Annotated in this window: 10 protein-coding genes; 9 read left to right on the top strand and 1 reads right to left on the bottom strand. The window is 69.0% G+C overall.

Going from position 1 to position 11,764, the window contains the following annotated elements:
• Positions 1-242 precede the first annotated feature (242 nt).
• Genes ABIA35_RS37375 through ABIA35_RS37355 form a run of 5 tightly spaced genes read left to right on the top strand, consistent with a single transcriptional unit; the run spans position 243 to position 6,224 of the window.
• Complete coding sequence (locus tag ABIA35_RS37375; protein WP_370344625.1) at positions 243-1,280, top strand: ABC transporter permease; 1,038 nt, start codon at positions 243-245, stop codon at positions 1,278-1,280.
• 47 nt (positions 1,281-1,327) lie between these two features.
• Positions 1,328-3,082, top strand: a complete 1,755-nt coding sequence (locus tag ABIA35_RS37370; protein ID WP_370361072.1) for an ABC transporter substrate-binding protein — start codon at positions 1,328-1,330, stop codon at positions 3,080-3,082.
• 30 nt (positions 3,083-3,112) lie between these two features.
• Complete coding sequence (locus ABIA35_RS37365) at positions 3,113-4,087, top strand: ABC transporter permease (protein WP_370344623.1); 975 nt, start codon at positions 3,113-3,115, stop codon at positions 4,085-4,087.
• Positions 4,087-5,178, top strand: coding sequence for an ABC transporter ATP-binding protein (locus tag ABIA35_RS37360; RefSeq protein WP_370361071.1), 1,092 nt, complete (start codon positions 4,087-4,089; stop codon positions 5,176-5,178). Before ABIA35_RS37365 ends, ABIA35_RS37360 begins: the two co-directional genes overlap by 1 nt.
• Complete coding sequence (locus ABIA35_RS37355; RefSeq protein ID WP_370344621.1) at positions 5,178-6,224, top strand: ABC transporter ATP-binding protein; 1,047 nt, start codon at positions 5,178-5,180, stop codon at positions 6,222-6,224. Before ABIA35_RS37360 ends, ABIA35_RS37355 begins: the two co-directional genes overlap by 1 nt.
• Here the strand turns inward: ABIA35_RS37355 and ABIA35_RS37350 are convergent.
• Positions 6,221-6,952: a FadR/GntR family transcriptional regulator gene (locus ABIA35_RS37350; RefSeq protein ID WP_370344620.1), complete on the bottom strand. Its 732-nt coding sequence runs from the start codon at positions 6,950-6,952 to the stop codon at positions 6,221-6,223. The genes ABIA35_RS37355 and ABIA35_RS37350 overlap by 4 nt on opposite strands.
• 269 nt (positions 6,953-7,221) lie before the next feature.
• Here ABIA35_RS37350 and ABIA35_RS37345 point away from each other — a divergent pair, with 269 nt between their 5' ends.
• The 4 genes from ABIA35_RS37345 to ABIA35_RS37330 all read left to right on the top strand — a co-directional run bounded on the left by ABIA35_RS37345 (position 7,222) and on the right by ABIA35_RS37330 (position 11,757).
• Entirely contained in the window at positions 7,222-8,433 is a 1,212-nt protein-coding gene (locus tag ABIA35_RS37345) for an aminotransferase class V-fold PLP-dependent enzyme (protein WP_370361070.1), read from the top strand.
• A 143-nt stretch (positions 8,434-8,576) separates the two neighbouring features.
• Positions 8,577-9,926, top strand: a complete 1,350-nt coding sequence (locus ABIA35_RS37340; protein WP_370361069.1) for a sugar ABC transporter substrate-binding protein — start codon at positions 8,577-8,579, stop codon at positions 9,924-9,926.
• A 92-nt stretch (positions 9,927-10,018) separates the two neighbouring features.
• Positions 10,019-10,933: a carbohydrate ABC transporter permease gene (locus tag ABIA35_RS37335; RefSeq protein WP_370361097.1), complete on the top strand. Its 915-nt coding sequence runs from the start codon at positions 10,019-10,021 to the stop codon at positions 10,931-10,933.
• Positions 10,930-11,757 carry a carbohydrate ABC transporter permease gene (locus ABIA35_RS37330; RefSeq protein ID WP_370344617.1) on the top strand — a complete coding sequence of 276 codons (828 nt, stop codon included), beginning with the start codon at positions 10,930-10,932 and terminating at the stop codon, positions 11,755-11,757. The genes ABIA35_RS37335 and ABIA35_RS37330 overlap by 4 nt, the downstream gene beginning before the upstream one ends.
• Positions 11,758-11,764: the final 7 nt, after the last annotated feature.

The raw sequence follows: 11,764 nt of genomic DNA, 5'->3' as shown, positions 1-11,764 counted from the left end.
ACGCGGCGGGGGACCCGGAACAAACCCCCCGCTGTGGCCTTCGGCGTTTTCGCTCGCCTTTGCGTGCGGGATGTTATCGCCGGACTGCTATTTCTCTATCGCCGTAGACGTTGTGTTCCGCGTCGGGCGGATGAGAGCTTTCTTCCACGCCGCTTGACGGTGGCGATGAATCACATTCCACGCTCGGTTCCCGCTATAGGCCGGGCTTCTTCCGCCGCGCGATCTGCCCACGGAGCCACCGCATGACCAGTTCAAGGATGGATGGTCCCGAGATGGACCTCACCGGTGTCACGGCCGGTTCCGCAGCCCTCGATCACAGTGTGCCGGGCGTTGTGCCGGTTGTGGCCGTGGCGCGTACGCCGGCTGCGTTGGCCTGGCGGCGGTTTCGTGCCGACCGTACTGGTGTGGTGGCTGGGGTTGTGGTCGGCCTGTTCTTCGTCGTCGCTTTGGCGGCTCCGCTGATCAGTGCCGTTTATGGTAAGGATCCTTACACGACGTATGGTCAGAATGAGCCCGGTCTGCTTGATGACTACGGCTACCCGACCGGTGCGCTGGGCGGTGTCAGTGGGCGGTTCTGGCTGGGGTTGGAGCCGGGGCTGGGGCGTGATGTCTTCACCCAGCTGGTTTATGGCATTCGGACCTCCTTGCTCATCGCGTTGGCGGTGGTGCTGATCATCACTGTGCTGGGGACCGCTGTCGGGCTGGTCGCCGGGTATGCCGGCGGGTGGCTCGACTTCGGGATCAGTCGGGTGGTGGATGTCGCGCTGTCGTTTCCCTCGACGCTGTTCATCATCGCGTTCGTGCCGGTGGTGCAGTCGTTGTTCGTGTCCGCTGATCGGCAGACGCCGACGTGGATGCGGGTGGTGACGTTGGTGGTGGTGCTGTCGGCGTTCGGGTGGGCGCCGGTGGCGCGGTTGTTGCGGGGGCAGGTGATCTCGTTGCGGACGCGGGAGTTCGTGGAGGCGGCGCGGATCGGTGGGGCCTCGCCCCGGCGGGTCATCGTCAGGGAGCTGCTTCCCAATCTGTGGACGCCGATTCTGGTGTCGGCCTCGTTGTCGGTGCCCGCCTATGTCACGGCCGAGGCCGCGCTGTCGTTTCTCGGCGCGGGGATCGATGAGCCCACGCCGGACTGGGGGCGCATGATCCATCGCGGGGCCGAGGTGTACCTGTCCGACATCACGTACATGCTCGTGCCGGGTGTCGCGATTCTGATCTTCGTCGTCGCGTTCAACCTGCTCGGGGACTCGGTGCGCGATGCTCTGGCGCCTTCTGACCGCTGAGTGCGGTCGGTGAATCCACTGTCTGATAAATAGTGAAGGGGACACTCATGTCCACATCCAGGAACCGGTCGCGGGCTGTGCTCGCGCTCGTGGTGCTCGGCACCCTGACGGTCGGCACCGGGTGCTCGGCGTCCGGTAAGAAGGGCGGTTCGGCTGAGCCGGCGGCGCAAGCCGTGGCCAAGCAGTCGGTGGCGATCGGGACGGCGGCCGACTCCACCGGGCCCGATCCGGCGGTGCCGGGGGCCAAGCCCGGGGGCACCGTCACGGTCTTGCAGGTCTCGGACTTCAGTCACCTGGACCCGGCGCGGGTCTGGTCGTCGACGAATCAGACTGCTGATCTGCTGTTGACTCGGCAGCTGACCAGCTACCAGCAGGTCGGGAACACCACGAAGCTGGTCGGGGACTTGGCGACCGACACCGGGAGTAGTTCCGATGGCAAGACGTGGACGTATCATTTGAAGGCTGGTCTCAAGTACGAGGACGGTAGCCCGATCACCGCCCAGGACGTCAAGTACGGCATCGAGCGCACCTTCCAGAAGGAGCTGTCCGGGGGTCCGCAGTACCTCCAGATGTGGCTGACCGGCAAGGACGATTACTCCAGCGTCTACTCCGGCCCCTGGAGTGGTCAGGACCTGTCGGCGATTCAGACCCCTGACGCGCAGACGATCGTCTTCCACCTGGCCTCGGTGCACGAGGACTTCCCGTTCGCGCTGGCCATGCAGTCCTACAGCCCGGTCCCGAAGGACAAGGACACCAAGGCGGCTTTCGATCAGCATCCGTTCTCGTCGGGGCCGTATCGGATTGTCAGTCATGATGTTGACAAGGGCATGGTTCTCGCACGCAATCCCTACTGGGACGCGGCCACCGATCCGGTGCGGCATGCCTATCCGGACCAGTGGCAGTTCGAGTTCGGGGCGCAGGAGGTCGACATCAACCAGCGGCTCATGGCGGCCAATGGGCCGGACCGTACTGCCATGACCTTCAAGGTCTCGATCGGGGCGGATCTGGCCAGCCAGGTGAACGGCGATCCCAGCCTCAAGGCGCGGCTGGTCAACCAGGTGACGCCCTTCTCGGAGTTCTTCAACATCAATACGAAGCGCGTCACCGACGTCAAGGTCCGGCAAGCGCTGCTGGAGGCCTTCCCGCGTCAGCAGGTGCGGCAGCTGTTCGGTGGGCCGATCTATGGGGACTACACCAACACCATCTTGTCGCCGGTGACCAACGGCTACCAGGACTACGACCTGTATGGCGTCCCCGCCACCGGTGATCCGGACAAGGCCAAGGCGTTGCTGGCCCAGAGTTCGAACCCGCATCCGACGATCGTGTTCGCCTACTCCGAGGATCCGGTCTGGCAGCAGGCGGCTGTCGCGGTGTCGCAGGCCCTTGATAAGGCCGGGTTCAACGTCGTCACCAAGGCGATCAGCTCCAAGAACTACTATGACGAGACCCAGAAGGTCGACAACCAGTTCGATGTCTACTGGGGCGGCTGGGGTCCGGACTGGCCCAGTGCCTCCTCGGTGATCCCGCCGCTGTTCGACGGGCGGCAGATCACCGACGGCGGCGGCAACAACTCGCTGTTCAACGATGCCGGGGTGAACGCCGAGATCGACCGGATCCAGGGTCTGACCGATCTGGGCCAGCAGAACACGGCGTGGGGTGCGCTGGACAAGAAGATCATGCAGTCGGTGCCGGTGATCCCGTGGGTCGACGTCCGCCAGGTCTCGCTCTACGGCCCGGGGCTCGGGGGAGTGCACACCGGGTTCATCGGGACCTGCTACCCGCTCGACGTCTACGTCAAGTAGCCGTCCGACCCCCTGGACCTGGAGCAAACCGTGTTCGGATTCATCCTCCGGCGGGGACTGGGAGCGGTGCTGATCCTGTTCGCGATCAGCGCGGTCACGTTCTTCCTGTTCTTCGCTCTGCCCTCGGACCCCGCCCGGCTGTCCTGCGGCAAGACCTGCACCCCGCAGACGCTGGCCGCGATCCGCCACAACCTCGGCGTGGACCGGCCGCTGTGGGAGCAGTACTGGCAGTTCGTGCACGGCATCGTCGCCGGCCGGCACTACGGCCCGACCTGGTGTGCGGCGCCGTGCCTGGGCTACTCGTTCGTGAACCACGAGGCGGTGACCTCCACGCTGGCCGACCGCTTCCCGGCGACGCTGTCCCTGGCCGTCGGCGCCTCGGCCCTGATCCTGACGGTCGGCGTCGGGCTGGGCGTCATCGCCGCGCTGCGCCGGGGCCAGGCCCTGGACAAACGGCTCACCGCGATCGCGCTCGTCGGGTCCTCGATGCAGGTCTACTTCGTGGGCATCGTGGCGCGGTACCTGCTGGTGGACGAGTTCGCGGTGCTGCCGCAGCCCGGCTACAACCCGATCACCGCGGACCCCGGCAAGTGGTTCGGCGGGATGATCCTGCCCTGGGCGACGCTGGCGGTGGTCAGCGCGGCGACCTATGTGCGCTTCACCCGCTCCTCGATGATCGAGGCCGAGTCTCAGGAATACGTCCGGACCGCTCGCGCGCAAGGCCTGCCGCCGCGCGTGGTGCACCTGCGCTATGCCTGGCGCGGCGCGATGACGCTGGTGCTCACACAGTTCGGCCTGGATCTCGGGCTGTTCCTGGGCAGCGCCGTGATCACCGAGACCACGTTCAACATCCACGGCATCGCGCAGCTGGCCGTCTCCTCGGTGACCGACCTGGACCTGCCGATGATCACCGGGACCGTGCTGGTCGCGGCGGCCTTCATCGTCCTGTGCAACGTCGCGGTCGACCTCTGCTACGCGTTCATCGATCCCCGAGTGAGGCTCTGATGGGTATCGCGCACGAACTAGTCGATGCGGTTGGTGCTCCGCTGCTCGAGGTCGAGGATCTGGGCATCCGGTTCCGGACCGAAAGCGGGACGGTCCAGGCGGTCAATGGTCTGAGTTTCCAGGTGCGGCGCGGTCGGACGCTCGCGGTGGTGGGGGAGTCCGGCTCCGGCAAGAGCGCGACCGGCCTGGCGTTGTTGGGCCTGCACGATCGGCGGCGGACCGAGGTCGGCGGCCGGATCGAGTTCGACGGGGTCGACCTCGCGGGCCTGGACGAGCGCGCGATGGCGTCCTACCGGGGCTCGCGGATCGCGATGGTGTTCCAGGACGCGCTGACCGCGCTGTCGCCGTACCACACGGTGGAGTATCAGCTCACTGACGGCTATCGGCGCCGGACCGGCGCGAGCCGGCGGCAGGCCAAGGTCCGGGCGGTGGACATGCTCGCGCGCGTCGGCATCCCGGACCCCGGCCGCCGGGTCGAGGAGTACCCGCACGAGTTCTCCGGGGGCATGCGGCAGCGCGTCATGATCGCCATGGCGCTGATGGGGGAGCCGGAGCTGGTGATCGCCGACGAGCCGACGACGGCGCTCGACGTCACGGTGCAGGCCCAGATCCTGGAGCTGCTGACCGAGCTCCAGGCCGAGTCGCAGCTGGCGATCCTGCTGATCACCCACGATCTCGGCGTGGTGGCCGGCGTGGCGCACGACGTGATGGTGATGTACGCGGGCCGTTGCGTCGAGAACGGCCCGGCCGCGCAGGTGCTGGCTGCGCCTGAGCACCCTTACACGTCCGGCTTGTTGCGCTCCGTCCCGACGTTGGCCGGCGACCCGGACGCCGAACTCATCCCGATCGCCGGGAGCCCGCCGAACCTGCTCGATCCGCCGAGCGGATGCGCGTTCCATCCTCGGTGTGAGCAGCGGGATCGGGTCGCCGGCGACCGGTGCGCGACCGTCGTTCCGCTGCTCGCGCCCGGCTCGGCCGACGGCCGGTCCAGGGCCTGCCACCTTGCCCTGGAGCGGACCACTGAACGCGCCGCTAAGGACGACGTCATTGAACACGCTGCTGAACACGCTGCTGAACGGAACACCCTCTGATGGCCACCGCACCCGATGCCCCGCTGCTCGACGTCGCCGGCCTGGCCAAACACTTCCCGGTCCGGCGCGGGCTGCTGATCCCGCGCCACGCCGGCGCGGTGAAGGCCGTGGACGGCGTGTCCTTCGCGGTGGCCCGCGGCCAGACCCTGGGACTGGTCGGCGAATCCGGCTGCGGCAAGTCCACCACCGGACGCCTGGTCACCCGGCTGCTGGAGCCGACCGCGGGCCACGTCCGCTACGCCGGCCAGGACATCACCCATGCCGACCGCCGGGAGCTGGCACCGCTTCGCGGCAAGATCCAGATGGTTTTTCAGGACCCTTACGCCTCCCTGAACCCGCGGCACACGGTCGGCGACATCATCGCCGCGCCTTTGGAATCGCTGCGCATCGGCTCCAAGGCCGGCCGCCGGAACCGCGTGGCCGAACTCCTGGAGACCGTGGGCCTGGACCCGGCACACGTGCACCGCTACCCGCACGAGTTCTCCGGCGGCCAACGCCAACGGATCGGCGTGGCCCGCGCCCTGGCCACGGAGCCGGAGCTGATCGTCGCCGACGAACCGGTGTCAGCCCTCGACGTCTCCATCCAGGCACAGGTCGTCAACCTCCTGCGACGCCTGCAACGGGACCTGGGCATCGCGTTCGTCTTCATCGCCCACGACCTGGCCGTGGTCCGCCAGGTCAGCCAGCGCGTCGCGGTGATGTACCTGGGCCGGATCGTGGAGGTCGCCGACCGCGACACCCTCTACAGCGCATCGCAGCACCCATATACCCAGGCGCTGCTGTCGGCGGTCCCGGAGTTGGACGACGGCGCCGAGCCCAAGCACGAGCGCATCAGGTTGGTCGGCGACGTGCCCAGCCCGCTGAACCCGCCCTCGGGCTGCCCGTTCCGCACCCGCTGCCCGAAGGCGGCGGAGGTCTGTGGCGCCGAGGCGCCGCCGCTCGTGCAGGTCGCGGGATCTGCGGTGGGGCACGAGGTGGCGTGCCACTTTCCGGCGCCGCTCCTGACACAGCAGCCGGGTTACACGGCGCCCCAAGAAACGGCTTAAGCCGGTCTGCGTGCCGGGTCCACCAGGATCCTGAGCCACCGCTCGGTGTGGGCGACGTGCTCGGCGGCGTGGTGGGCCGCGGAGGCGGGGTCGCGGTCGGCCAGGGCGGTGGCGATCGCGCGGTGCTCCTCGTCGCTGCGGTGCTTGATGGACGGGCCCTCGGGGAGCTCGAACACCTGGTAGGCCCGGGCGCGGCCGCGGAAGACGGCGAGCAGGGACTCCAGTGCGGTGTTGCCGCCGGTCTGGGCGATGATCGAGTGGAACTCGAAGTCGAGGCGGTAGTGCAGGTCGAGGGCTTCCGGGGTGAAGGGCTCCTCGATGGCCTCCATGGCCTCCATCAGGCTGAACAGCTTGCGCTCGGCCTCGCGGGTCAGGCGGGCCGCGGCCTGGCCGGCGACGTAGGACTCCAGGACGCGCCGGATCTCGTACAGCTCCAGCAGTCCCGCGGGCGGCAGCAGCTCGACGGTCAGGGACAGGCTGCCGATGATCTCCGCGGGCTCAAGGCTGGAGACGTAGGTGCCGGAGCCGTGCCGCGGTTCGACGATGTGCAGCGCGGCCAGCATCCGCACCGCCTCACGCAGCGAGCCGCGCGAGACTTCCAGCTCTTCGCAGAGCTCTCCTTCCAGCGGCAGGCGCGCGCCCGGGCCCAGCCGGCCGTCGGCGATCATCCGGCGGATGCCGGTGAACGCCCGGTCCACGGCCGTCCTGGCCTCCGGTTCCGGGGTCATGGCCACGCTCCCTCGCTCGCTCGGTGCTGCCCGAGACATTAAACACCACGTCGACTCTCCGAGAAGTCATTAGATGACTTTGGATCGGGGTTGGGTGGTCGGTCGGAGCATCCCCAGGTGGATCGCCGATCGGGCATTGCCTCGCGCTCTGGGTGCTGCTAGCTTCTCGGCAAGTCATTAGATGACTTGCTGAAGTCATCCAATGACTTCGCCGAACCTTGCTGCCCGAGATCCCTGCTGCCCGACCCCAGACCCACAGATGGAGCCCCATGCGCACCGCCGCCACCGCGCCGAAGCCGCTGTGCCTCCCGGACGGACGTCCGGCGTCCCGCGCCTGGACGCTGGACCCCGCGATCAGGCACCTGAACCACGGCTCCTTCGGCGCGGTCCCCGTCGCCGCCCAGCTCGTCCAGGAACGGCTGCGCCGGGAGATGCTGGCCTCGCCGGTGGCCTGGTTCTCCGGGCTGTCCCGGCGCATGGCCGCGGCGCGCGCCGAGATCGCCGAGTCGCTCGGCCTCCAGCCGGACGACACGGTGCTGGTCCCGAACGCGAGCGCCGGGGCCAGCACGGTCTTCGCCGGGCTGACGCTGCCGGCCGGCGGTCAGGCGGTGGTCACCGACCACGGCTACGGCGCGGTCACCATGGGAGCCGGGCGCTTGGCGCGGCGGTACGGCGGCGAGGTCCGCACCGCGCACGTCCCGCTCGCCGCCGACGAGGGCACCGCGTTCCAGGCCGTGGCCGCCGAGCTGTCGGACCGGACCGCGCTGATCGTCGTGGACCACATCACCTCGCCGACCGGCCGCCGGATGCCGGTGGAACTGCTCGGCGCCGAGGCGGCACGGCGCGGGATCCCGTTGCTGGTCGACGGCGCCCACGCACCGGGCCTCATTCGGAATCCGCTGGCCGGCCTGGACTGCGACTTCTGGATCGGCAACCTGCACAAGTTCGCCTGCGCCCCGCCGGGAGCGGCGTTGCTGGTCGCGCGGGGCCCGCTGCGCGAAGGACTGTTCCCGCTGATCGACTCCTGGGGCGCCGAAGAGCGCTACCCGGCCCGGTTCGACTCCCAGGGCACGCTGGACGCCTCGGCCCACCTCGCGGCCAGCGCCGCGTTCCGGTTCGTCGAGGACACCTGGGGCTGGGACACGGCGCGCGGCTACATGACAGAGCTCGCCGATTTCGGCGCGGCGGTGATCGCGCAGGCCTTCACGGAGGTCACCGGACAGGACCACGCGGCGGACGTCGGCATGCCGGTGCCCGCGCTGCGCCTGGTCCGGCTGCCCGACGGCCTGGCCTCGACCCGGGAGCAGGCCGACGCGCTGCGCGATCGGGTGGGCAGCGAGTTGGGGGCGGCGACCGCGTTCACCGCGTTCGGCGGGGTCGGCTACCTGCGGCTGTCGGCGCATGTCTACAACACGGCCGCCGACTACGAGTACTTCGCAGAGCGCTGCGTTCCGGTGCTGGTCCGGTGGGCCCGGGCCTAGACGCCACCTGCACTACCTGCTCCACCTGCTCCACCTGCTCCACCTGCACGACCTGCACGACCTGCACCACGGCACCACCTGCTCCACGGCACACCGAGTTCCAAGGCACATCGAGGCGTATCCCCATCCAGAGAGGAACCCCCATGCCAGACCTCACTCGTCGCAGTCTTCTGCGAGCCTCCGGCGCCGGCCTGTTCGCCCTCGCCGCGGGCCAGACCCTCTCGGCCTGTTCCGGGGACGGCGGGAGCACCGCGTCCTCCGGCGGCGGCGCGGCGACCGGCAAGATCACCGTGTGGTCCTGGACCACCGCCGCCGCGGCCCTGCGGGGCATAGTCCCGGCGTTCCAGAAGGACAACCCGGGGATCACCGTCGACGTCCAGGACGTCGGCAACCCGGCGATCTGGGACAAGATCACGGTCGGCCTGGCGGCCGGCGGGCAGGGCCTGGCCGACGTGCTGCACATCGGCTGCGACTACCTGCCCGGCTACCTGGAGAAGTTCCCCGGCGGCCTGGCCGACCTGTCGGCGCTGGGAGCCGACGCGCACAAGGACGCGTTCGCCAAGGGCCTGTGGCCCGTCGTCTCCGGCAAGGACGGCCACGCGTACGCGCTGCCGTGGGAGGTGAACCCGCTGGGCTTCTTCTACCGCAAGGACCTGTTCGACAAGGCCGGCATCGATCCGACCGCCTATCAGACCTGGGACGACGTCCTGGCCGACGCCGCGAAGTTCAAAGCCGCCAACCCCGGCGTCTACCTCATCGGCATCGACAAGCCGGCGGCCTCCTCGCCGGACTGCGACTTCCTCCAGTCCCTGATGCAGTTGCAGGGCGCCTTCTACTTCGATCTGCAGGGGAACATCACCCTCGGCTCCGCGCAGTCCATCAATGCTCTGACGGTCATCAAGCGGCTCAACGACGCCGGCCTGGTCGGCGACGCGGCCGGCGACCACGGCTGGAGCAACCTGATGAAGGCCGGCAAGCTGGCCGTGGCGCCGTACCCGGCCTGGGCCGTGCACTACCTGGAGACCACGTTCGCCGACCAGAGCGGCAAGTGGCGGCTCACCAAGCCGCCCGCGGTGACGGCCGGCGGCAAGCGCTCGGCCATCGTCAACTCCACGCACCTGGCCGTCGCCAACAGCAGCCCGCGCAAGCAGGCGGCCTGGAAGTTCGTCGAGTACGCGCTGACCAGGCCGGCGTCGATGAACGCGATGTTCGGCGCGGGCGGTGTGTTCCCGGCCCTGACCGCCGCGTACAGCGACCCGCTGTATCAGAAGCCGGATGCCTTCTACGGCGGCCAGGCACCGCTCCAGGTCTTCACCGGGCTGCTGACCGACGGCGCCGACGCGACCAACTACTCCGGCGACTACGCCCGCGCGCTCCAGCTGGCCAGCGACGCGCAGGTGCGGGTCTTCCTCAAGGGCGCCGACCCCGCGACCGAACTGCGCAAGGCTGCGACGCAGCTGGCGCAGCAGACCAGCCGGAAGATCGCCGCGTGACTGCCGACCTCGGCGCCGGACGGGCCGGGACCGGAGCTGGAAACGGCCCTGGCCCCGGAGTTCGAGCCGGAGCCGGAGCCGGCCTCGGACTCGTGGGCGCGCCGGCCGCGGCCCGGCGCCCGTCCCCGCCACCCCGCCGCCGTCTTTGGACCCGCCGCAAGCTGGTTCCTTACTTCCTCCTCGCGCCGGCCCTGCTGACCTTCGCCGTCTTCAAGGCCTATCCGATCCTGGACTCGCTCTGGATCTCCACCACCAGCGGCGCCGGCAACGCCACCCACAGCGTCGGCGCGGCCAACTACCAGCGCCTGATCCACGACCCGCTGTTCTGGCAGGCCCTGCGCAACACCTTCGAGATCCTCGTCGTGCAGGTTCCGCTCATGCTCGGGCTGGCCTTGCTGCTGGCGCTCGGCGTCAATTCCTCCTACGTCCGCTGGCGCCCGGTCTGGCGCCTGGGGCTGTTCATGCCCGCGGTCACCGGCCTGGTCGCCACCGGCGTCATGTTCGGCTTCCTGCTGAACAAGGACAACGGCGCGCTGAACTGGCTGCTCAACGGGGTGGGCCTGGGCAAGGTGGACTGGCTGGGCAGCGGCAGCGGCGCGCGGATGGCCGTCGTCCTGGTCCTGACGTGGCACTACACCGGCTACAACGCCGTCATCTACCTCGCCGGGCTGCAAGGCGTCCGGCGCGATCTGTACGAGGCCGCGATGGTCGACGGCGCCGGGGCGGTGCGCCGGTTCCGCTCGGTCACGGTGCCGGCGCTGCGGCCGATCATCCTGTTCACCGTTGTGCTCTCCAGCATCGGCACGCTCCAGCTGTTCGACGAGCCCTTCATCCTCACCCGCGGCGGCCCCGACAACGCGACCCTGACGGTGTCGATGTACCTGTACGAGAACGGCTTCCACTACTTCGACTTCGGATACGCCTCGGCCATCGCCTACGCGCTCACCCTGCTCGTGGTGATCCTCGGCGTGGCCCAGATGCGGCTCATGGGAGACCGGGAGAAATGAGCGGATCCCGACTGCGGGGCTGGCCCCTCACGCTTGTCATCGCCGCCGTCGCCGGCCTGTGCGTGGCGCCGATCTACTGGCTGGTGGTGGCCGCGACCCAGAAGGACGCGGACATCTTCAGCAGTACGCCCAAGTGGCTTCCGGGCGGCAACCTGCTGGCCAATCTCAGGGACCTGAACGCCAAGGTCGGCCTGTGGCGGGTGCTCGGCAACTCGCTGGCGATCGCGACCTTGCAGACCCTCGGCGGCCTGACCATCGCGCTGCTGGCCGGCTACGCCTTCGCCAAGTTCCGCTTCCGCGGACGCACCGTCCTGTTCGGCCTGCTGCTGTCCACGCTGGTGGTCCCGGACCAGGTGATGCTGGTCCCGCTGTTCCGGATGATGATGTCGTTCCACCTGCTCGACAGCTACCAGGCGATCGTGCTGCCGGGTCTGTGCGTGCCGTTCGCCATCTTCATGATGCGCCAGGCGCTGTCCGGGCTGCCCGACGAGTTGCTGGACGCCTCGCGGGTCGACGGCGCCGGGGAACTCAGGGTCCTGTTCAGCGTCGTGGTCCCGGTCATGCGGCCGTTCCTGGCGGCGATGGCGGTGTTCTTGTTCCTGGGCTCGTGGAACTCCTTCGTCTGGCCGTTGATCGCGCTGCGGCATCCGGACATGCTCACGCTCCCGGTCGCCCTGGCCACACTGCACGGCCAGGAGAGCAACACCGACTACGGCGCGATCCTGTCCGGGACGGCCGTCTCGACGGTGCCGATGATGATCCTGTTCCTCGTCCTCCAAAAGCAGTTCATCTCCGGCCTGCTGGCCGGTGCCACGAAGGGATAGCCGCCTG

The organism is Catenulispora sp. MAP12-49 (genome assembly GCF_041262705.1).
In the GTDB taxonomy this organism is placed as follows: domain Bacteria; phylum Actinomycetota; class Actinomycetes; order Streptomycetales; family Catenulisporaceae; genus Catenulispora.
This window is presented reverse-complemented; position numbering and strand designations above follow the sequence as displayed.